This window comes from Methylomonas sp. Uni0011 (assembly GCF_056850255.1).
On the sequence record NZ_JBVVNO010000005.1, the window covers coordinates 184321 to 205641 of the forward strand.

A 21321-nucleotide genomic window follows, 5' to 3' on the forward strand; every position below is an offset into this window, starting at 1 on the left:
AAACCAGATGGAAACAATCGATAAAGCATCCAATTACGTCCACGAAGCCGTGGATAAAATCGCCAGCGCATCTCATCAAGCGGCGGATACGCTGGATCAAAAAAGCGAACAATTTAAAACCGCCGAGCAACGCCTCGTGAAAAACTGCCAAGGCTATATTCGCGATAACCCGGTCACATCGTTGGGCATTGCGGTTGCGGCCGGATTTTTACTCAGCCGACTATTGAGCAGTCGTTAGGCCTCAAGCCAAGTGAGCTCGAACTCCGTAAAGCAAAACCATGGTTCCGTGTCCTCCACCGCACCTGCCGAGCAGGCTAGCGAGGCCGGAGTGCTGGCGGATATCCAGGCCCTATGGGATCAATTGTATGGTTTAGGCCAGGATCGCTTTCGGCTCGCCGCGTTAGAAACGCGCCGGGCCGGCCAAAGTTTAGTGACCATAATCGTCGCTGGAATCATGCTCGCTTTATTGCTCAGCGCCGCTTGGCTGGCTCTGCTTGCGGCCGGAGTACATTGGCTGGCCGAGTACGGGCTGGCGGTCGGCACCGCGATATTGATTGCGGTAGCCATCAACTTGCTGTCGGCACTCGTGCTTTGCAGCCTGATCCGTCGCCAAAGCCGTTATCTTCAATTCCCGGCCCTGCAGCGTAGTTTGAAAACACCGTTAAAGCCGCCTTCAAACCGGAGGCGAGGATGACGCCGGTGAAGCTCGGACACAAAGGCACATCCCATTGTTTGCATACACAAATCCGCGACGCGGAACGGCGCGTGCTTAATCGGCAACGGGCGGTCACGACCTGCAAACTGGAATTGATCGGGAGTATACGCAGAAAAATGGTGTCTCCAGCCAGTTTGATACTGGCGGGTAGTATCGGATTCATAACCGGCGAACTCAGCAAATGCCCGCCGCGCGAACCACGCAAGACGATTACGGATTCAGGAACGGCAGAACCTACTCGGCTTAGAAACGTAATCGACCTGATGTTGATGCTTCATACCTTATATTCCGCGTTACCGGTAACCAGGTTGATGAAGCGCTTCAATCAACCCAGTTCCCCTAACTGTTAATCGATCGATCTAACCGCGAATGCCCTGCGGCGACCTTACGGAAGTCTCGTCGCCGAGGCACCACTCTCCGTCACAACACTCTTCTGCCTTGAATAATACGCAGAGCAATCGCAATCAGCGCGAGAACCAACAAAATATGAATGAAACCGCCGAGTGTGTACGAAGACACCAACCCCAGTACCCATAGGATGACTAATAAAATTGCAATAGTTTCGAGCATGGTATCTCTCCGTTAAAGGCTACGAATAGCCGATGGAAAATCTGGATATGCCGGCAAATGGCCGCAGCATTTATCCTTGAAAAAATGACGCATGTATTTACAGCTTGTTTTTTAGCTCCTGCTTCAAATCGCCAAATCCGGCTTCCAACTTGCCTAAGTTTTTTTGAACGTTTCCCTCTACCTGCAAGGACTTGTCGTCAACCAGAACACCGACAGCTTCCTTAGCTTTACCTTTGAGTTCTACGACTCGGCCTTTCACTTGTTCTTTGTTCATGCGGTTCTCCAGTGGTGTCAGCCATAGGCAAAATGCCATGACCAAGGCGGAATACTCTGATCTCACCCGTGGCAAACGATACCGCCAAAACCTGACAGGGTCGGTGCGCCAGCGTACATAGACTGAATACTAGATATCAGACGGATCGATTCCACCGAGCCGGAACCGATCCATATCCAAAACTCGAATTTCCACTCTGGCCCGCAGGGCTAAAAATGGGGCAAGAGCACCAAGCAACCTATGTTGGATAACGCACCGACGCTCCGGGTAGGCAAAGCTTAAACTGTTACTGTGTTTGCTGGACCGTAACCCCAAAACGACGCAATCGCTTGACTTGCAAAGGCCTGCTGAACTCGGTTCGTAAACCCATAGCGATGCCAGCGCCAGCGCTGCTCTTACCAGACGGCAATCTCCGGACAATCTGGCAATCGCATCAGTCGCGGTTGGTTTAGCCAACTCCGGAGCATGAGCTTTAACCATTACGCTAGCCTGGAATTTGATCTGCGGAACGATTTTTTGGCGGGTATCCCTATGCGCTCGGGCGATAGGTCCAAAGGCAGCACGACTGTATATGGCTACGCAATTAACAGTCGAAAAAACTCTGTCGCAGCCGGCATTGCAAAACGATACCCGGCTGGGGGGGTAAGTCGGCCACGGGATGGCCGTTTGTTAACATAACATTATTTGGAAAAACCTATGAAAATCAATCCATTCGTAAAAACCTCACTTGCTGCTTGCCTGTTAGCCATGTCTACCGCTAGTTCTGCTAGTGTTTGGGCACCGAACGATGGCGACGCGAACTTTCTGGCATTCAGCCCGACATCGTTTCCGTTTCCCTCACTGTCCGATACCTTCGGAATTTTCGAAGACACGGCTAACATCGCTAGCGCCACTCCCGTCGTCACATTTACCGGTGTCGGCGCGGTATCGTTTGCCGCCAGCGGCTCCAATTACACTGTCAACACCGGTACATCATCCGGTACGCTATTGGGCTCCAGTAATTTTCAAATTGGAATGCTGTCCGGCGGTCTTTGGAGTTCGGCGTTTGGCAATGCCAATCTTGGCTCGGACGCGACCTTGCTAATGTTTGCAGATGCGGGAGCGTTTAACAATTTGCACTTTTTGTATTCGTTCGACATCAGCCCTTCCCAAGCCACTAGCGACGGCCCGTCGGCCGTGCCCTTACCGGCCTCGGCATGGTTGATGACTAGCGCAGTGCTGGGTTTATTGTTTACCGGACGCCGTAAATCCAACGTCGTATATTCGTAAGCACCAGCGAAACCGGGCGAGCGGTTTTGCGCGTCCGGCTTATTCTGGTTCCCTGCTTCGACACGATGGGACATAAAAAAACGGCGGGTTATTCATCCGCCGTTTTTACGCGACAACAGACTTGATGCTATTGCGCGGCTTTCAGATGAGCCACGGCTTCTTCGGCAGATTTTTTCGCTAAATCGGCATGGCCCTGTTTCCCGTGTGCAATCGCGGCATCCAGACTGGTGACGGCGGCTTTTAGGTGCTCATCGACAATTTTGATATGGCCCTTTGCGGCATCGGCATGATCGGCAACGGTTTTTACGTCGCCGGTTTTAGCGGCCGTTTGCGCGTGTTCCAACGACAGTGCCATATGGCTTTCCGCCGCCTCGGCATTGACAGCGCAAAAAATCAAAACGCTGCCCGCTGATAGGCCGATCAATTTAGTACGGATAATATTCATATAGTTTTCCTTCAATAATGGGTTCGAAATCTGGACTCATTACCCTCAATAGTAATTTGGCGATCCAGTCTTGGCTGAGCGGCATTCAATAACGATCGTTTTTGTTGGCTTTCTTCACATTGCGTCGGGTAGCGGCAAAGCCGACCCTATCCTTATCGGCACGCATCGGCACCTCACTGCCATCCTCACTGAAATTGTCGTCCCGAGTGTTACCGGTGATCTCTATCACTTTGGCCTTTATCGATTCGACTCGGCCGTTCATGGCTTGTTTATGCATGTTGATCTCCTGAAATGTCGACCATAGCCGAATTAGCCATGATCCAAGCGCGAATTAAGTTTTCTCGACGCTCAACCAACACAATAACCCTAATCCCATCAACCGTCGGTACGGTAACCAACAGATTGACCGCTAGGTGGCAACGACTTGCGCAAGGCCCACAACCACTAAGACTCGATGCTGTTTTCCGTCGTCCCGCAAACCAATGCCTTCGCCAGGCACTTGCGCTACGCCGTCCAACTCGAGGCAGGCAACGCCACGGGTGGCGCCATCCGGATTCTCAACACTGATGTTATAAACACTGGCACCATGCCGATAGACCATGCTGTAGCCTTGCCAGGCTTTCGGAATACACGGCTCGAACAGCAAACGATCGCCGCGCAGTTGTAAACCCAGGATCGATTCCAACCCGGCCCGATAAAACCAACCGGACGCGCCGGTGTACCAGGTCCAGCCGCCGCGGCGGGCGTGCGGTGCCTCTGAATAAATATCCGCCGCCAGCACATAGGGCTCGACTTTATAGGCATAGACCCCGGTTCGGCTGGCGCTGCGCTTGATCGGATTCAGCATGCGCAGCAATTCGGCGGCTTGATCGCCTTCGCCGAGCAGCGCATAGGCAATCACCGACCAGATTGCGGCGTGGGTGTATTGCCCGCCGTTCTCACGGATGCCGGGCGGATAACTTTTGATATAGCCGGGGTCGCGCTCGGTCTTGTCGAACGGCGGCGTGAACAACAACAGCAAATCGTCGCCGTAGCGCACCAGATATTCGCGTACCGACTCCATCGCCCGCCGCACCCGCTCCGGGTCGGCGGCACCGGAGATGACGCCCCAACTTTGGGCGATGGCATCGATCCGGCATTCGGCATTGGTGGCCGACCCCAGCGGTGAGCCGTCGTCGAAATAAGCCCGCCGGTACCAGGCACCATCCCAGCCCTCCGCTTCGACGGCGCTGCGCAGTTGTCCGGCATGCTCCAGCCATCTCGCGGCGCGTTCAATGTCGCCACGCGTTTCGGCAATCGAGGCAAAATCCGACAGGGTTTTGATCAGGAACCACGCCAGCCAAATGCTCTCGCCCTGCCCGCGGTTGCCGACCCGATTCATGCCGTCGTTCCAGTCGCCGCTACCGATCAACGGCAAACCGTGGGCACCGGTAGCCAGACTCAAATCCAACGTCCGCGCGCAATGCTCGAACAGACTTGCTTCTCGACCGGTTTCGGTCGGATGAAAATAGGCGTCGTCCTGCCCCTCCGCCAACTCAGGCCCTTCCAGAAACGGTAATAATTCTTCCAGTACCGCGTTATCGCCGCTGACTTTTAGATAGTGGGCGACCACAAACGGCAGCCAGACCCGATCATCGGAAAAACGGGTGCGCACACCGCGACCGGTGGGCGGATGCCACCAATGTTGCACGTCGCCCGCTTCGAACTGGCGGGCGGCGGCGCGCAGAATATGCGCGCGGGTCAAATCGGGCCTGGTCACCGCCAAGGCCATACTGTCCTGCAATTGATCGCGAAAGCCAAAGGCGCCGCCGACCTGATAGAACGCCGCCCTCGCCCACATCCGGCAGCTCAAGGTTTGATAAAGCAGCCAACCGTTCAACAGCACATCCAGCTCGCGGTCCGGGGTTTTGACTTGCACCTTGACCAGTATGTCTTGCCACGACCGTTTGACCACGGTAAACGCAGCGCCAACGTCATTTAACCTGTGGCGGTGGATTAATTCGCTGGCGTGCGCTTTATCCTTGCCCTGCCCAAATAAAAACACTAGCTCAATATTTTCACCAGGCGCCAGTTCAAAGCTGGTTTGCAAAGCCGCGCAAGGGTCCATACCCGCACCGACCCGGTTTTTCAGTGGTTTGCGGTTTAACAAGCCGGCCGGGGCGTCCAGACTGCCGTTACGACCGAGAAATTCGCTGCGGTTGGCGGTCCAGGCCGTTTGCCGTCCGGCCAAATCAGCAAAAGCGATCTCATCGCCAAATTCCTGAGCCCAAGGGTTATATGCGAACATGGCGCCGGTTTCTGGATCAAGTTCCGTGACAATATGCTGCGCGGTAACGCTACGTGAGGCACCGAGCACCCATTCCAGATAGGCCGTGACGCTTAAGCGCCGACGTCGCCTGGACACATTGACCAGAGTCAACACGGACAATTTGATCGGATCAAGCGGATCGACGAACTGCAACAACTCGCTGTGGATCCCGTGGGAAGCATGTTCAAAGCGGCTATAACCCTGGCCGTGCCGTATCAAATAACTGGCATTCTCAACCCGAATTGGCAGCGCGGTCGGCGTCCACAGTTCGTTGGTTTCGTCATCGCGTAAATAAAATACCTCGCCCGGCGCATCGCCGACCGGATCGTTCGACCAGGGCGTTAATTGGTTCTCGCGGCTATTGCCGCACCAGGTGCAACCGCTACCCAACTCGGAGACCGTGAAACCGAATTCAGAATTGGCAATCACGTTGATCCACGGCGCCGGCGTGTTCTGGCCTTTATCCAGCACGATCACATATTCGCGGCCGTCTTCGGCAAAGCCACCCAACCCATTGAACATTTCCAGCGGCGGTGCCGCCAGTACCGGCGCTTCACCCGTCAGTAACGGCAGGGAGGGCATGGCGATGAACGGCATCGCCGGGCGCGGATGCCTTAACAGTTGTTCGGCCAGGGTACCGCGATTGCCCACCAACATCGCCCGCGCCGCCGTCTGTAACAAACGCCGCTCTTCCAGGGATAACTGACCGGCCTGCTGCACAAAAATCGCACCCTGCCGTTCGTGCTCTGCCAACGCAGAACGCGCCAGATTTTCCCGCACCAGCGTTTCCAGCAGATTGTGAAAGTCCTCGACGTAAGAGGCTTCCCTTTCATTCAGGATCAGCAGATCGACGGTGAGGCCTTTAATCCGCCAATATTCGTGAGCGCGCAGCAATTGCGCAACAATCGCGCGATCTTCCGGCTCGCCGACCCGCAGCAACAAGATCGGTCTATCGCCGGAAATACCGTGGCGCCACAAACCGGCGACATTCAGCTTATTCAGTTGCAGCAACTTCCCGGCCGGCCTTAACGACGGATCGGCATAAATCAGCCGATTGGCCAGCATTTGAAACAGCTGAGCCTCATCCGGCTTGGTATGCAAATGGTGCAGTTGCACATGGGCATGGGTCCAGGCCAGGGCAGACACCCGTTCCCAGGCCATCAGATTATGATATTTGTCGGCCAAATCCGCGGCAGCCTGACGCGAGGCGGCGACCAGCGTGGTAAAGGTCAGATGCTCGGTCGCCCCCGCGGCGATTTTAACGCGAGTGCGCAGGCTGAATATCGGATCGAGCACCGCCCCGACGGTATTGCTTAACGGTCGGCCGTCCATCACAGCCAATGGCGCCCGCAAAGTTTGGCCGCGGCCTATGAAACGAGCCCGGTCGGTTTCATATTGCAAACCATCGCCGGTTTGCCGGTCGGCCAGCACGTGCGCGGCCCACAATTGCGGGTCTTCGGCGGAGCGTTGCCGGCGATGCGCGATTAATGCCCTGGTCTGCGACAAGTACTCGGTCTGGACAAATAAATTGGAAAACGCCGGATGGGCAATGTCGGCCGGCATCGTCGTCAGCACGATTTCGGCATAAGACGTCACTTCCACTTCGCGCTCGCGCATGCTGTTATTGGTCAAACTCAGCCGGCGGATTTCGGCATCGTCTTCCGGCGATACCACGATTTCCAGAGTAGTGACAATGGCGCCATCGGTACGCGTGATCCGCGCCCGGTCCTCGACAAACACCACGTCATAGTGGTCAGGGGTGGCTGTAGTCGGTTGGTAGCCGGCCGACCAGACCTGGCCGCTATCGACGTCGCGCAGGTATAAATAACTGCCCCAGGCATCGCGGGTGGTATCTTCCCGCCAACGGGTGACAGCCAGATTCCGCCACTGGCTATAGCCGGAGCCCGCAGCAGTCAACATGACCGAGTAACGGCCATTAGACAACAGCAGCGTGGACGGCACGGGCGACATCGGCGACGGCACTCGGCGCACCGGCGGTTGCACGGTTTCTTTCACATCGGAGAGTTCCTGCAACAAAGGCAGTACGCTGGTATCGGCGCCGTGCGGGATACGTTCCTGCAACAATAAATCCGCGGCTTGAATCAGCGCCGCGCGATGGAAACGGTGTCGCATCGATCCGTCATGTATCACATTGGCGAACGCTACCAGCGACATCCCTTGATGATGCGCCATATAACAACGCACCAATGCCACACGCTGGCCATCCGCCAGACGGACCGGTGTAAAATCCAGCGCTTCGTAAAAACCATAACGCCCCAGCCCACCTTCCCGTTCCAGGCAGGCGAAGTTTTCGACCGCGGCATGCGGTAGATACATCGCCGCCAACGCCGTGGCGTAAGGGGCTATTACCAGTTCTTCGCCCAAGCCGCGCTTCATGCCCAGACCGGGCACGCCGAAGGCGGAATACTGGTAGGTCAAGTAGATGTCTCGGCCGTTGAACGCCGATTCCGACACGCCCCACGGCACGCCGCGTTCCTTGCCGTATTCGATCTGCCGCTTTACCACCAAGCGGCAGGTCTGATCCAGCAGGCTGTAGCGGGGAGTAAAGGTCACCAACGACGGCATCAGGTATTCGAACATCGACCCGGACCAGGACAGCAAAACCGTGCCGTGGGCGACACGCGTCACCCGCCGGCCCAAATGGAACCAATGGGAACTGGGCACGTCGCGTTTGGCGATGGCGATAAGACTGGACAACCTGGCCTCGGACGCCAGCAGATCGTAATAACTGGGATCGATGGCGCCTTCCGCCACCCGGTAGCCGATGGCAAACATGTGCCGATTGGCGTCGTACAAAAACCGAAAATCCATGTCCCGAAACAAACCTTCAAACCGATCGGCCATGATAGCCAGGCGCCGATGCAGGGCCCCGGTCTGTTCGCCAGCCCGGCGCAGCAGCACAATCAAGGCCTTCTGAGCGGAAGTTGCCTGTTCCGGCCGGGCATATTCTGCATGATCGGCCCAAACAGCATAGCGGTCGGGGAGTTCGCATAGCGGCGTTTCCAAAGCAAATTGCTGGTTTGTTTCGCCACTCTGTGTACAGAGTGGCGGGTATTGCTCGGGAAAATGAATCCACGGAAGCAACATAGCCACATCGCGGGCATGCGAACGGATGTCGTCGAATAAAAAGCCAGCCCAGGCCAGCACTTCGTTATCCTGGCTATCGCCGCGTTCCGCGGCATGCGCATTCGCCAGATCGAGCAAGGCGTTGCCGCACACGGTCAATTGCTGCCACAGCGCGCTCCAGGTAACGGCGTCTGTGGGACGGCTGGCCAGTAGCTCGGTTAAAGTATCGGCTTTTTGCCGCAATTCTTTTAAGGTTACCGTCAGGGTTCGGCGGTTATCGCCGATATTGGTCAAAGCGTCTAGTAATAAGCGATGCGTATCGGCCAGTCCAAGCAACGCGTTGTTTAAATCCAGCGGTCGGCCGGCCATGTCCCGGCAGGCTTGCGCCAGCGTCAGCACATGGCCGGCCAGATTGCCGCTATCGACGGTGGACACGTAACGTGGTTCCAGCATTTGCAAGTTGCGGGTGTCGTACCAGTTATAAAAATGCCCGTGCAGTTTGGGCAAGTCGGTCAGAGTGGCCAGCGTCGCTTCCAGACGCTCGACGGTGTCGATCAAACCTAGCCAGCCGAAATCACGGGCGGACACCACCGACAACAAATACAGACCGAAATTGGTCGGCGAACTGCGATGGGCGATAACCGCTTGCGGATCTTCCTGAAAATTATCCGGCGGCAGATAGTGTTCTGCTGGCGTGACAAAGGCGGTAAAAAACCGCCAGATACGCCGGCCATACAAGCGCAATTGCGCGCTATCGGCCGGCAACAGCGCTTCGGCGCTATCGATTTTAGGCGGCAGACTCAAGGCCCGCGCCACCACCGGCGCCAACCACCAAAGCACTAAAAACGGCGCCGCCGGCACAATCGCGCCCGGATTGAACATCACCACCAACGCGCCGGCACCGAACACCACCGAGGACGAGTGGCTGAGCGGGCGGATTAAATTCTTCAACGCATGGCCTGCCCCGGCTTTAGCTTGCAAGGCCGTCACCCATTTCAGCAATTTGCGGCGCGTGACGAACAAGCGCACCAGCGTGGTGACGATAGCGTCGGTCATCAACCAGGCCTGTTGCGCCAACAGCGTTAACGCCACCAGGCTATTGCACAGTGCCCAGGCGATGTTCTCTAAGGAACTGCGCAAATGCGTGGCAAAAGTAATTCCGCGCCGGGGTAAGGTAAAGCCGGCGGTAACCGCCAGAATGGCCGGAAAAGCCAAGGCCGTCAGCACGAAGCCGATCAGGATCGCCAGTGGCGCATCGGGTATGGTCCAGCTTGCCACCAGGGCGGAAAAGGCTGCCGGCGCCGACAGCGACCGGCGCAGATTGTCGAGCATTTTCCAGCGGCCTATCATCGGCATGCCTTTGCCGAGCGGGCCGAAAATCCAGGGTATTAGTTGCCAATCGCCACGGGTCCACCGATGTCCGCGCGAGGCAGCGACTTCGGTGTGCGACGGAAATTCTTCGAAAAACTCGATGTCGCTAACCAAGCCGCACCGGACGTAAACGCTCTCGAACAAATCATGGCTGAGCTGAGTGTTCTCCGGGACCCGCCCCGCCAACGCCGCTTCGAAACTGTCGACATGGTATAGGCCCTTGCCGCTATAAGTGCCGAGGCCGAACAAGTCCTGATACAGCTCGGATACCGAACTGGAATAGGCATCGGTACCGGAGGCGCCGGCGAAAATTTGGTGGAACATCGAGCGCTCCTGGCGTTGCGGCAAGGTCGGCGTAACTCTGGGCTGCAAGATGCCGTAACCGTCGACGATGAGTTGGCTGTCGGCATCGAACACGGGCTTGTTCAAAGGATGTGCGGCCACTCCAACCAGTTGCGCAACCACGCCCATCGGCAATTTGGTATCGGCGTCCAAAGTAATGACATAGCAAACCCCGGACGGCGCGGCCGCCGGCTGGCCGCCGATTGGCAGAAACGAGGTATCGGAGGCACCGCGCAATAGCCGATTGAATTCCTGCAACTTTCCGCGCTTGCGCTCCCAACCCATCCATTTACCTTCGCTGGGATTCCACAATCGTTTGCGGTGAAACACATAAAACCTGTGCTGACCGTACTTGGCGTTCAATGCGTTGACGCCATCTAGGGCAAGACTGAGCAACTCATCGTCGTTAGGCTGCGTTTCCTGATCCGCATCCGCCCAATCCGACAACAAGGCAAAACTCACCGCGCCATCCGGGTTGGCCAGATAACGGATTTCCATTTGTTCGACTTGTTGCAGTACGCCATTTGCGCTGAAGAACATGGTCGGCACGACCACAAACGTGCTCAATGCTTCCGGCACGCCCTGCTTTAGCTCCAAGCGCGGCAAATGATTGGGCGGCAAACCCGCTAGAATGAAGTGATTAATCAGGCCGACAGCAATATCCGAAGCCGGAAACGCAAGGACCAGGCACAACAAACCCAACTGCAAAGCGTTCACCCCGGACGCAGCGGATACGCTCAACGGCAAGGCCAGCAACAACAGTGTCAATAGTCCCACACTACCGACATAAGCCCAGGCGGCATGTCTGACATAGCTGCGCAACAGGCGTTGTTTGATGGGCGGCCGATAAGCGAGTTTTGCCTCGAAAGCATAACGGCCGGCACCGATCAAATAATAGCCCGGCTCCGTTTGCCGAGCATCGCGGCAGGCTTGATCTTTGGCGATTTGCGCTTCCGCGACGGCCCGGCGCGCAATCTCCACTTCAGACGCCGGCGCGTGTTTGGCTAATTCCTCAATCGCGTGGCGGTAACGATCGCGGGTTAAAAAGTCCATAGCGGTATAGCCATCATGCCCGCGTAGATAAGCATCGACCAGACTGACATCCTCCACAAAGCCCGGCCAATCGAATGCGGAAATGGCGCGCATACTGGTAATGATGTTGCGTACCGTCAGGTTGTCGGCGATTTGCGCGGCATGTTCCCGTTGCACGATGTCGTCCAGGCTCAAGCCTTGCTCGCCCAGCCAGTCGTTCAGAAACGCCAGGGACAGCGCTATCGACGGATGCGGGTCATGCGACCGTTGCAGCAGTTGCACCGCATAGGCCTGGCGTAAAGGTTCGGCGGGCAATTCAGGGCTGGGAACCGGCGGATCGGGCCTATCCGTGCCGGCCACGATTTGTTCGACATGATCGACAAATTCATCCGCCAAGCGCCGGCCGTTTTGCGAACGCATGATGCTAACGGCCAAACGCCGCAGATTTTCGACCAGCAACACCCGCAGCGTAATCGGAATGGCCCATAGTTCGCCCAGTGTCAGCGGATCGACGCTCTGATACGCTTTGACGAACACGGTCAGCAAATCCGGCGCGAAGCGGCTGTCGGTGTGCGCCACCAAGGCCCAGGCGATACCGTAAACCCGGGGATATCCGGCCAATACACCCTCGGCGAGTTTCGGCAATTCCCGCGAATAACTTTCCGGCAGATCGACATGAATGTCGCTGATCTGCTCTTCGATCACATGGAAATTATCCAGCAACCATTCCGCTGCCGGGGTGATGGCATGTTGCTCGCGCACCGCCTTGGCGACGGCTTTGTAAGCTTCCAACAAAACCTGGGCATTCTCGCGCACCCGCGGAATCAGCTTGCGCCCTTTCTTCAAGGTGATAACTTTTTGGGCGTGCGCCAGACTGTCTGCGTGTTGTTCCAACCTTTCCGTGCTGAACAATTCAAAGCGAATCGGCGCTTCCTCGCCGCCAGGATGCTCGCTTCTGACATGCCGCCTTTGTTCTCGCCGCTTGGCCATGGATTTATTCTCCGGTTCTGATGAGAGTGTGGATGCGTGCTGCCCATCGACATCGTCGATGCGGAGCGCGTTGGGAAGACAGTAGGCAAAAATAGAGTGGCTGGGTTGAATGGCATTCAACCCAACGTCTTTGCAGAAGAGCTAAATTTTGCCGAGTACCAACAGAATCAAAACAATGACTAATATTAAGCCTAAGCTGCCGCTGGGTCCGTAGCCCCAGGAACGGCTATGCGGCCAGACCGGGATTAAGCCCAACAACATTAAAATCAGTATGACAAGTATCAGAGTGCTAAGTGACATGGTGATGCTCCTTATGAATTCGGGCCGTTAACGTGCAACTGTTCGGATTGGATTGAATCTGCCCGCTTAGCGGTGTATCAGACCCAACACTCCGACGACGATTAAATACACCGCCACCAAATAACTCAGAAATCGGGGCACCATTAAAATTAAGATGCCTATCGCCAGCGCCAATAAGGGTTCGATTGCCAGATTCATCGCGTACCTCCTCGAATAGTGGAGGTCTGAGCTTAACGCCGAGCGCAAGCGGGGGTCTGTACGCTGTCGCACATACTTATTTTCGGTTGCGCTCCGCCGGCCCTAACGGGACGTCGCTCGGGAACGGCTTTATTTGGGTTTACCGGACGCCAATCTTTCACGACCTGAAGATTGACAACTTTTTGACGAGACAAACCCAGGCGAGTGCGTCAAAACCAGCCGGTGCGCGCAGGCACGGCTCGGCATGCGGTTGAGCTTGACGGTTTCGGATATTGACCGGCCGCCCGTCGCCCGTGAAAATCCGGCTGCCGGGCGTGTGCAAGAATTGGCCGGACCTCTCCGGTAAAAAAGAGACTCGCGGTTTTAGATTAGGGATCGGCTGATCCGCAGTTTAGAATGGTTCTAAAATCCTCATTAGCCAGTAAAGTGGTGATATCAATTCGGTCGGACAATGAACAAAACTGACATGGAGCCAACGATCATCGGCATTGGTGCGTCCGCCGGCGGTTTGGAGGCGATCGAACAATTTCTTTCTCAAGTCCCCCCCAATTGCGGCGCAGCCTTTGTCGTTGTCCAACACCTCGACCCAACTCACCAATGCATGTTGGCGGAGTTACTGCAAAGGGTCACGCCAATGAAGGTGACCCCGGTCAGCGAGGGAATCAAAGTCAAAGCCGACTGCGTCTACGTGATTCCAGCCAACAAAGACCTGTCTATTCGCCAAGGTAAGCTGCATTTGCTAGACCTGAGCACGCCGCGGGGATTGCGTCTGCCGATCGATTTATTCTTCAAAGCTCTGGCTAAAGACCAGCATGAGCGTGCGATCGGTGTGATTCTGTCCGGCATGGGCACCGACGGTACGGAGGGCTTGCGTGCAATTAAGGAAAATGCCGGGATAGCGCTGGTACAAACGCCGGAATCCGCCAAATTCGATGCCATGCCGCAAAGCGCTATCGAAGCCGGTTTGGCGGACGCCATCGCCCCGCCGGATACCCTGTGGGAACACATAGCGGACAGACTGCGGCAAAGTCGCCGCGGAGTGCAGGCGATTTCCGAACCTGTTCTTCCCCTGAAATCGCAAAGTGCGCTGGAACAAATCATCGCCTTACTCCGTGCTCGCAGCGGGAACGACTTTTCCTTATACAAAAAAAACACTCTTTACCGCCGCATCGAGCGTCGGCTGGGGTTACACCAAATCGACACGGTGGCGCATTACGCACTCTATCTGCGCGAAAACCCGCAAGAGCAAGATCTACTGTTCAAGGAACTACTGATTGGCGTTACCAATTTCTTCCGGGATGCGCCCGTCTGGGATCACCTTAAACGCCAGGTGATCCCGGCATTGCTGGCCGAGTATCCCCAGGGCAAGGAACTCAGGGCTTGGGTAGCGGCCTGCTCGACCGGAGAAGAAGCCTATTCCCTGGCCATCGTGTTCAAAGAGGTCCTACGCCAGAACGGCCTGCAACACCTCTACAAACTGCAAATTTTCGCCACCGATCTCGATGCCGAAGCGATCGAGAAAGCCCGAAGCGGGTTTTATCCAGCAACAATTGCCGCCGATGTCTCCCCGGACAGGCTGAATGGCTTTTTTATCGCCAAAGATAACGGTTACTGCATAAACAAGGAAATTCGGGAAATGGTGATATTCGCTCAGCAAAACATCATCGCCGATCCGCCGTTTACCCGACTCGACCTGCTATGTTGCCGCAATCTCTTGATTTACTTGAATCAAGATTGCCAAAAGAAACTGATACCCTTGTTCCATTACGCACTGACCGCGCGCGGTGTTTTGTTGCTCGGCAACGCCGAGACCATCGGCATGTATAACGAGTTCTTTTCGACCATCGATAGCCAGTCCCGGTTATACCGCCGGGCCGAGCAACCCTTGTCCGTTGCCGACATCGAATTCCCAACTAAATATTTTCCCGTAAAAGCCATAATGCATTCTGATTCCACCAAGCCGACAACCATCATAAATTTGCAACATCAAGTCGAGCAATTACTGCTGGAAAGGTACTCGCCGGCCGCGGTGCTGGTCAATGCCGAGGGCGATATACTCTATATTCATGGCCGCACCGGCAAATACTTGGAACCGGCTGCAGGCAAAGCCAATTTGAATATTCATGCCATGGCCCGGGAAGGACTGCGCCACGAACTGGCGAATGCGATCAAACTGGCACAGATGCAATCGGAACCGGTCGTACTGTCGGGCTTGACGGTCGGTACCAACGGGGGCAGTCAGATAATCAATCTCACCGTGCAGGCTATCGACAGGCCGGAGGTATTGAAAGGGGCGCTGATGCTCGTCTTCGCCGATGTAGCAACGCCGAAGCCCAAGAGGCACAGTCGCCGTATCACCCCGAACGCCGAACTGCAGCTTGCGTTGGACGAATTGAAAAAAGCCAAGGATGAAAACCAAAGCCTTCTGGAAGAGGCGCAATCGTCCCAGGAAGAGTTGAAGTCCTCGAATGAAGAACTGCAATCCACCAACGAAGAACTGCAATCCACCAACGAGGAATTGACCACGTCCAAGGAAGAAATGCAGTCGCTGAATGAGGAATTACAGACCGTCAATGCAGAACTGCAAGCCAAGGTCACTGACTTGTCAGGGGTCAATAACGATATGGAAAACCTGCTCAACAGTATGGAGATCGCAACGATTTTTCTGGACAACGCTTTGAACGTTCGCCGGTTCACCAGCCACGCCACGCATTTATTTAAGCTGATTGCCGGCGATATTGGCCGCCCGCTTACCGATATCGTGACCTCGCTGGATTACCCGCAACTGCATCAGGATGCTCAGGACGTGCTACGCACATTGGTGTTTGTCGAAAAACAAGTCAAAACCAACAACAACTGCTGGTTCAAGGTACGCGTCATGCCCTATCGTACCCAGGATAATGTAATTGACGGCGTGGTCATTACATTTATCGACATATCCGAAACCAAGCGGCTGGAAGCCCAGTTGCGAGGAGAATAAGGCATGAAAAAACAGGTGCACCTCGCCCCAGATCCGGCCGAGCTGCGTCTAAGTGCAGAGCGGCAGCTTATTGCCAACCCGAGGCGACAGACCACAGCAGCAAGCGAAGAAAAAAGGCTGATGCATGAACTACAGGTGCATCAGATCGAACTGGAGATGCTGAACCAAAATCTACGCCACGCGCAAAACGAACTGGAAAAATCCTGGGCATCCTATTTCGATTTATACGATTTGGCGCCGATTGGCTATCTCACCGTTAACGATCGAGATGTGATTCTGAATGCCAACCTAACCGCAGCAAAGTTATTGCTCACCACCCGCAAGGCTTTGCTGAAAAAACCGCTGACCCAATTGATTCTGCCGAGCGATCAGGACATTTATTACCTGCATCGCAAACAAATAACGGAAACGGGCGAGCCTCAGGTTTTCGAACTTCGCTTGCTCAAACAGGATGGCGTCGGCTTTTGGGTGCGGCTTGAGATCAACCGCATGGCCGCAGCCGCCGGCGCTGAAAGCTTTCGGGTCGTGATCAGCGATATCAGCGAACAAAAAGCCAAGGACGAGTATCTTCGGCAGGCTGCGGCCATGTTCGAAACCACACGGGACGGAGTCATGGTGACCGACGCCAACACCAGGATTCTGATCGTCAATCGAGTCTTTACCGAACTCACCGGCTATTCGACCGCTGAAGTGCTGCACCAAACCCCGCGAATCCTGAAATCGGGCCGCCAAAATGCGGCTTTTTATCAGGCAATGTGGGCGGAACTCAATGCTACGGGCAGCTGGCAAGGGGAAATCTGGAACCGGAGCAAGAACGGCGAGATTTATCCCCAAATGCTCAATATCAGCGCGGTGCGCAATGAAGATCGCCAAGTGACGCATTACGTGGCCGTGTTTTCCGACATTAGCCAACTAAAAAGCGCGTTCGAGCGCCTCGATTATCTGGCACATCACGATCCTTTAACCGAGCTCCCCAATCGTCTGTTGCTGTTTGCCCGTCTTGAGCACTGCATCGAATTATCCTGTCGCGACCGCAAGTCTTTTGCCGTCCTGATGCTGGATTTGGATCGATTTAAGGACGTTAACGACAGTTACGGCCATCTGGCTGGCGATGAGTTGCTGCAACAGGTCTCCAAACGTCTAACCAGTCGGCTAAGGGGTGTCGACACCGTTACCCGCCTGGGTGGCGACGAGTTTGCATTATTGCTGGAAGATTTATCGCACCCTCAGGATGCAGCTTTGGTCGCTACCGATATTATCGAATCGCTGAGCGAACCTTGGTATTTATCCAAAGGCATTGAAGTACGGATCGGCGTCAGCGTGGGTATTAGTTTATTCCCCGAGCACGGCAAAACATCCGAAGCGCTCCTGCAACAAGCCGATGCCGCGTTGTATCGCGCGAGAGCAGAAGGTCGCGGCACTTTTAAATATTTTTCTGAAGATTTAACCGAGGCAGCCGTTCGCCGCATCAAACTGGAAACGCTATTGCGACGAGCCATAGCGAAAAACGAATTAACGGTCCATTACCAACCCCAGATCGATATCCGGACCGGCACCGTGATCGGTGCCGAAGCCCTATTACGCTGGTACCATCCCGACGAAGGCATCATACCGCCCAGCCAATTTATTCCGGTGGCCGAAGAAACCGGCCTGATTGGCGAGATTGGCGAATGGGTGCTGCTAGAGGTTTGCCGCCAGGGCCAGCGCTGGATCGAATCCGGATTGCAGCCGCTAAAATTGGCCGTCAATTTATCGCCGTGTCAATTCAGACATGGCGATATTGGCGCGCGGGTGACGGAAATCCTGCAAACGACCGGCTTTCCGGCCGAGTACCTGGAATTGGAATTAACGGAAAGCGCGCTGATGGAAAGAGAATCCGAAGCCGTCAAAATCCTCAATTCACTGCGAACCCTGGGCGTTCGCTTGGCGATTGACGATTTCGGCACCGGCTACTCATCATTGGCATATCTGAAACATTTCCCGCTGGACAGTCTCAAAATCGATAAATCGTTTATCAATGATATTCCGGACTCGGACGATGACAAAGAAATTGCCTCAGCGATCATTGGCATGGCACACACACTGAGACTAAAAGTACTGGCCGAAGGCGTAGAAACCCCCGCTCAACTGCAATTTCTCGCAAAGCAAGGCTGCGATTTCTATCAAGGCTACTACAAGAGCCCGGCTCTGCCCGCCAATACCTTTGCCGCGTTGGTCAGCCAGGCTAACTGACGCTGCAGCGGCAATACTTTTCCAAAACGTGCTGACGCGTCGAAAGCCCGCCGGCCTCCATGGTCGTGGCGTTTGGCCGGATTACCGCGTTTGCCGTAACCAGGCCGCATCGACGACGAAGCGGAATGTCTCCAGCCGTCGACCGGAGCTGGCGCTATGGACGTCATTGACGTTATGGATCGGGATTGCCAGCTTGTCATGGCCAGCGTGCGGGTCCGGTTGCCGCCGGGTTTCCTTGATGCCGCCGAGCAGACTGCGCCGCCCCTGGATCAGACTGCCATCGTGCCTCAAGAACATGGCGCCGGCATCGGCCACTCCTGCGACCGCCAGGCTATCGAACCAGACATGAAAAAGCTGGATACGCTGCCGGATTTGTTGCCGATTGCCGGTAACCGCGGTCTCGCCGGGATTGGCGCGCAGAGCGGCTTTGGCCATGCCGGGAGAGTGGGTGAACACGATCACGTGGGCGCCCACTTTACTCACGCGTCCGACGATATTCCGATCGGACATTCCCGGGTAAATGTCGGCAAGCGGATGCGGCACATCGGTGTGGCAAACCCCCCAATACAGAATGTGGACCTGCACGGCATCGGCAATCGTTTTGTAGCGGACTTGCGGTTTCGGCGAACCCAAATCCGATTTCGCCGGGCGATGTCGAAGCGGCATAGGCTAGGCAGGACAGATATCGCAATCGGGTTGTTAGGTTAATTTGGCAGCGACATCGGCCAGCCCGATTCTAAGATCGTCCCATACCTGGTCGGCCGTATCTTTCAACGCCAGCCAGCCATATTTGCCGGATTCTTCCAGCTCTTTCAGTTTTTCTTCAGCCGCTTGTTGCTTGGCGCGCAGGACATCCAGCTCTTCGATGTAGCTCGTTTTCAACAGTGCCGCAGCATTCTCGGCTTTTGCGGTCAAATGGTCGACCTCGGCGCTCCATTCTCTAAGCTGAGTCGCCAAGATTTCGATGTACTCGTTTTTGGTTTTCATGTGTGTCTCGTTGGTGATACTTGTAGGAATGGCAGTATCAGGAGCCATGCGCCGGCGCGGGACGGCCTAAAGCGCTGGCGGCAATTTAGCGGCCGCGGGTAACGGCGTCCGTACGCTAACCCACATATGCCAAACTTAACGATCCGGCCAAGCAAACCCCAACGCCGCCCGGTGTTTGCCGTCGACGGCTACGGATTTACGAATCGTCTGCCCTTCATGATCGGCGCTAACCCGATAGCGGCCGGGCTTGAGCTTGGCAAACAGAATCGGGCCTGCGGAGACGGTATCCAGCACTATCCGGCCATTGCCGTCGCCAATCCTGACGCTTACGCCGCTGAAATACTCGCCGCTATCCTGACTGGAAAACAACAAGCTCAGGTTGTAATCGGTGCGGACGTTATTTAGCGCCGCCCGCTCTTCGATACCGACACCGCCGCTGATAAAGCCCACGTCGCCCTGGTTCTGTTCCTCAAGTGAAGATGCACCGGCGCCGGCCGAGATGCAGTGCAAAAACCACGCAATCATCAAAGCGGTATATCGTTTTTTCATCTTCATCATTCCTCGCTACTTGGCGAGACTTGAAAAACTAAGTTCGCCTTCATCAATTCAGGCAGCGGCTGAACCTGCCGATTGCCCAACGTTCCGGGTGGCCGAATTTGAGCCCGCTAGCGCGTCGCGATATTGCCGTTGGCATCTGACAGGATAATGTCGACCCGCCGATTCAATTGCCTGCTGGCGGCTGTGTTGTTGTCGGCAACCGGATAATCCTCGCCATAACCGCGGGTTCTGACCCGGTCACTGCTGACACCGGAATCCACCAGAGCGGTCCGTACCGAATAGGCTCGGCGCTCCGATAAGTCCTGATTCAGGTCGGCACTGCCCCTGGAGTCGGTATAACCTTCGACCAACACCTTGTAATCGGGATATTGCTTCAGAAAATCGGCCAGTTTGTCGATGTTACGCAGGCCGCCGGATTGCAATTGCGCCTTGTTGCTGCGGAATAACACGTCGCCCAAGGTGATTACCAGACCGCGCGCGGTTTGCTTGGCGTTCAGTTCGTTGATCAAAATGTCCTGTTGGGCGATCAAGGCCTGGTCGCGCTGGCTATTGGCGCCGGCTATCGCCAATTCGCCGGCTTGCCTGTCTACGGTTTGTTGGCTGATCGCCACTTGGCGTTTGGCAGCATCGGCTTCGGCGGTACGCGCGTCGAGACGTACTTGGTTGCGTTTGCCCTCGGCGTTATTCACGGCGGTTTCCGCCGTTTTGCGCTTGGCCGTTGCCTGCGCAATGGCCACTTGTTGGGTGGCGATATAGGCCAGATGGGTAACGGATTCGTCCTCGTCATCTTCGGCGTAGGCGCGGTCGGCTTTTTTGAGCGTGTCGTCCGCCTGCTTCATTTCCAACTCCGCCAGCGTTCCCACTTCGGAATTGATGCGGGCGTTGTTGTAACTGTTGTGGGCATCGATCAAAGATGCATTGGGCACGGTGGTGCAGCCGGATATTATGGCGGCGGCGATCAGCGTATGCGGAAAAATTCGGTAGATTTGCATATTGAACTCCATTGAGGAAATTATTGAGCTTTGCGGTCGATTTCTTCGCGCAGGACGCGATTGCTTTCCTGCAGCTCGCGCGCCGCTTTTTGAGCCTTTGCCGCCCGCGCGGTCGCCGCAGCCAGTTGAGCGTCGATTTGGGCCTGTTCCGCTAATTGCCTGGCTTGCAAATAGTCTTTCTGGGACATCGCACGTTCGGCGGCATCCAATTTCTGCACGGCGGCCCGCAACGGTATCGGCGCATACTCGTTACCTCCGGCGCTACTGGCACTATTGACCGCCGCTTTGGACACGGCCATTTGTTCGGTCGGAGCCGGTATACTGGCGCAGCCGGCCGCGAATAGCGCAGTGGCCAAACCGATGCCGTATATGGTCCGAGACGGTAGAGGGTGTTTAATGATTGTCATGATTTTTTGTCCTGTGCGTTAAACATCGAATGCCACCGCAGCCCGGCCTTGCCGCCTATCCCGTTGCGGTCGATTGCCGTAAAGTCGCTGAAATTTTTCAAGCTCCAACCCGAGGCGGATGTTAGGATTAGCAGAGAATTGGCCTAGGTAAGCGTCGGGGTCGATTAGACGCCTTTGTGCGATGCAACACAGTTCGTTAACGCACATAGGCCCGTCCTGGCGGGCGATAGGGATTCGCTTGGTAACAACTTGGAGTCGATATGT

General features: G+C 55.6%; 18 protein-coding genes. 6 read left to right on the forward strand and 12 right to left on the reverse strand.

Going from position 1 to position 21321, the window contains the following annotated elements; all coding sequences use genetic code 11:
- The first annotated feature begins 7 nt into the window (after positions 1-7).
- Entirely contained in the window at positions 8-238 is a 231-nt protein-coding gene (locus tag AC0IM9_RS09370) for an ElaB/YgaM/YqjD family protein (RefSeq protein WP_140912789.1), read from the forward strand.
- Positions 239-328: 90 nt separating this feature from the next.
- Positions 329-694: a phage holin family protein gene (locus AC0IM9_RS09375; RefSeq protein ID WP_260839336.1), complete on the forward strand. Its 366-nt coding sequence runs from the start codon at positions 329-331 to the stop codon at positions 692-694.
- A 441-nt stretch (positions 695-1135) separates the two neighbouring features.
- On the opposite strand, the gene AC0IM9_RS09380 is transcribed toward AC0IM9_RS09375, so the two are convergent.
- Positions 1136-1285: a lmo0937 family membrane protein gene (locus tag AC0IM9_RS09380; RefSeq protein WP_140912787.1), complete on the reverse strand. Its 150-nt coding sequence runs from the start codon at positions 1283-1285 to the stop codon at positions 1136-1138.
- Between the two features lie 97 nt (positions 1286-1382).
- Positions 1383-1559 (reverse strand): CsbD family protein, encoded by a 177-nt coding sequence (locus AC0IM9_RS09385; protein ID WP_140912786.1) that lies wholly within the window; start codon positions 1557-1559, stop codon positions 1383-1385.
- 696 nt (positions 1560-2255) lie between these two features.
- Here AC0IM9_RS09385 and AC0IM9_RS09390 point away from each other — a divergent pair.
- Positions 2256-2828, forward strand: coding sequence for a hypothetical protein (locus tag AC0IM9_RS09390; RefSeq protein WP_482803828.1), 573 nt, complete (start codon positions 2256-2258; stop codon positions 2826-2828).
- Between the two features lie 127 nt (positions 2829-2955).
- On the opposite strand, the gene smbP is transcribed toward AC0IM9_RS09390, so the two are convergent.
- The 3 genes from smbP to AC0IM9_RS09405 all read right to left on the reverse strand — a co-directional run bounded on the left by smbP (position 2956) and on the right by AC0IM9_RS09405 (position 12403).
- Positions 2956-3273: a small metal-binding protein SmbP gene (gene smbP / locus AC0IM9_RS09395; RefSeq protein ID WP_445370801.1), complete on the reverse strand. Its 318-nt coding sequence runs from the start codon at positions 3271-3273 to the stop codon at positions 2956-2958.
- Positions 3274-3358: 85 nt separating this feature from the next.
- A complete protein-coding gene (locus AC0IM9_RS09400; protein ID WP_482803829.1) occupies positions 3359-3550 on the reverse strand; it encodes a hypothetical protein in 192 nt (63 codons plus the stop codon).
- Between the two features lie 132 nt (positions 3551-3682).
- Positions 3683-12403 carry a GH36-type glycosyl hydrolase domain-containing protein gene (locus AC0IM9_RS09405; RefSeq protein ID WP_482803830.1) on the reverse strand — a complete coding sequence of 2907 codons (8721 nt, stop codon included), beginning with the start codon at positions 12401-12403 and terminating at the stop codon, positions 3683-3685.
- 36 nt (positions 12404-12439) lie between these two features.
- Between AC0IM9_RS09405 and AC0IM9_RS09410 the strand changes: the two genes are divergently transcribed.
- A complete protein-coding gene (locus AC0IM9_RS09410) occupies positions 12440-12586 on the forward strand; it encodes a hypothetical protein (protein ID WP_482803846.1) in 147 nt (48 codons plus the stop codon).
- Here AC0IM9_RS09410 and AC0IM9_RS09415 read toward each other — a convergent pair.
- Together AC0IM9_RS09415 and AC0IM9_RS09420 are read right to left on the reverse strand one after the other, a co-directional pair.
- Positions 12545-12703 carry a DUF3309 family protein gene (locus tag AC0IM9_RS09415; protein WP_140912781.1) on the reverse strand — a complete coding sequence of 53 codons (159 nt, stop codon included), beginning with the start codon at positions 12701-12703 and terminating at the stop codon, positions 12545-12547. The two genes, AC0IM9_RS09410 and AC0IM9_RS09415, sit on opposite strands and share 42 nt — an antisense overlap.
- Positions 12704-12769: 66 nt before the next feature.
- Entirely contained in the window at positions 12770-12901 is a 132-nt protein-coding gene (locus AC0IM9_RS09420) for a DUF3096 domain-containing protein (RefSeq protein ID WP_140912780.1), read from the reverse strand.
- A gap of 451 nt (positions 12902-13352) precedes the next feature.
- On the opposite strand from AC0IM9_RS09420, the gene AC0IM9_RS09425 reads away from it, so the two are divergent.
- Positions 13353-15881, forward strand: a complete 2529-nt coding sequence (locus AC0IM9_RS09425) for a chemotaxis protein CheB (protein WP_482803831.1) — start codon at positions 13353-13355, stop codon at positions 15879-15881.
- Positions 15882-16001: 120 nt separating this feature from the next.
- Positions 16002-18113: a sensor domain-containing protein gene (locus AC0IM9_RS09430; protein ID WP_482803832.1), complete on the forward strand. Its 2112-nt coding sequence runs from the start codon at positions 16002-16004 to the stop codon at positions 18111-18113.
- An 81-nt stretch (positions 18114-18194) separates the two neighbouring features.
- On the opposite strand, the gene AC0IM9_RS09435 is transcribed toward AC0IM9_RS09430, so the two are convergent.
- The 5 genes from AC0IM9_RS09435 to AC0IM9_RS09455 form a co-directional block, all read right to left on the reverse strand.
- Positions 18195-18779 (reverse strand): hypothetical protein, encoded by a 585-nt coding sequence (locus tag AC0IM9_RS09435; RefSeq protein WP_482803833.1) that lies wholly within the window; start codon positions 18777-18779, stop codon positions 18195-18197.
- A 33-nt stretch (positions 18780-18812) separates the two neighbouring features.
- Positions 18813-19100 (reverse strand): sll1863 family stress response protein, encoded by a 288-nt coding sequence (locus tag AC0IM9_RS09440; protein WP_445370807.1) that lies wholly within the window; start codon positions 19098-19100, stop codon positions 18813-18815.
- A 135-nt stretch (positions 19101-19235) separates the two neighbouring features.
- Complete coding sequence (locus tag AC0IM9_RS09445) at positions 19236-19649, reverse strand: carboxypeptidase regulatory-like domain-containing protein (RefSeq protein ID WP_482803834.1); 414 nt, start codon at positions 19647-19649, stop codon at positions 19236-19238.
- A 116-nt stretch (positions 19650-19765) separates the two neighbouring features.
- Positions 19766-20650: an OmpA family protein gene (locus AC0IM9_RS09450; RefSeq protein ID WP_140914321.1), complete on the reverse strand. Its 885-nt coding sequence runs from the start codon at positions 20648-20650 to the stop codon at positions 19766-19768.
- 20 nt (positions 20651-20670) lie between these two features.
- Positions 20671-21057 carry a DUF4398 domain-containing protein gene (locus tag AC0IM9_RS09455; RefSeq protein ID WP_482803835.1) on the reverse strand — a complete coding sequence of 129 codons (387 nt, stop codon included), beginning with the start codon at positions 21055-21057 and terminating at the stop codon, positions 20671-20673.
- Positions 21058-21321: the final 264 nt, after the last annotated feature.

Excerpts from the sequence above, each read along its gene's own strand:
- AC0IM9_RS09370 (WP_140912789.1), top strand. The coding sequence starts at position 8 with ATGGAAACAATCGATAAAGCATCCAATTACGTCCACGAAGCCGTGGAT.
- AC0IM9_RS09380 (WP_140912787.1), bottom strand. The coding sequence starts at position 1,285 with ATGCTCGAAACTATTGCAATTTTATTAGTCATCCTATGGGTACTGGGG.
- AC0IM9_RS09385 (WP_140912786.1), bottom strand. The coding sequence starts at position 1,559 with ATGAACAAAGAACAAGTGAAAGGCCGAGTCGTAGAACTCAAAGGTAAA.
- AC0IM9_RS09390 (WP_482803828.1), top strand. The coding sequence starts at position 2,256 with ATGAAAATCAATCCATTCGTAAAAACCTCACTTGCTGCTTGCCTGTTA.
- smbP (WP_445370801.1), bottom strand. The coding sequence starts at position 3,273 with ATGAATATTATCCGTACTAAATTGATCGGCCTATCAGCGGGCAGCGTT.
- AC0IM9_RS09400 (WP_482803829.1), bottom strand. The coding sequence starts at position 3,550 with ATGCATAAACAAGCCATGAACGGCCGAGTCGAATCGATAAAGGCCAAA.
- AC0IM9_RS09405 (WP_482803830.1), bottom strand. The coding sequence starts at position 12,403 with ATGGCCAAGCGGCGAGAACAAAGGCGGCATGTCAGAAGCGAGCATCCT.
- AC0IM9_RS09415 (WP_140912781.1), bottom strand. The coding sequence starts at position 12,703 with ATGTCACTTAGCACTCTGATACTTGTCATACTGATTTTAATGTTGTTG.
- AC0IM9_RS09420 (WP_140912780.1), bottom strand. The coding sequence starts at position 12,901 with ATGAATCTGGCAATCGAACCCTTATTGGCGCTGGCGATAGGCATCTTA.
- AC0IM9_RS09425 (WP_482803831.1), top strand. The coding sequence starts at position 13,353 with ATGAACAAAACTGACATGGAGCCAACGATCATCGGCATTGGTGCGTCC.
- AC0IM9_RS09430 (WP_482803832.1), top strand. The coding sequence starts at position 16,002 with ATGCATGAACTACAGGTGCATCAGATCGAACTGGAGATGCTGAACCAA.
- AC0IM9_RS09435 (WP_482803833.1), bottom strand. The coding sequence starts at position 18,779 with ATGCCGCTTCGACATCGCCCGGCGAAATCGGATTTGGGTTCGCCGAAA.
- AC0IM9_RS09440 (WP_445370807.1), bottom strand. The coding sequence starts at position 19,100 with ATGAAAACCAAAAACGAGTACATCGAAATCTTGGCGACTCAGCTTAGA.
- AC0IM9_RS09445 (WP_482803834.1), bottom strand. The coding sequence starts at position 19,649 with ATGAAAAAACGATATACCGCTTTGATGATTGCGTGGTTTTTGCACTGC.
- AC0IM9_RS09450 (WP_140914321.1), bottom strand. The coding sequence starts at position 20,650 with ATGCAAATCTACCGAATTTTTCCGCATACGCTGATCGCCGCCGCCATA.
- AC0IM9_RS09455 (WP_482803835.1), bottom strand. The coding sequence starts at position 21,057 with ATGACAATCATTAAACACCCTCTACCGTCTCGGACCATATACGGCATC.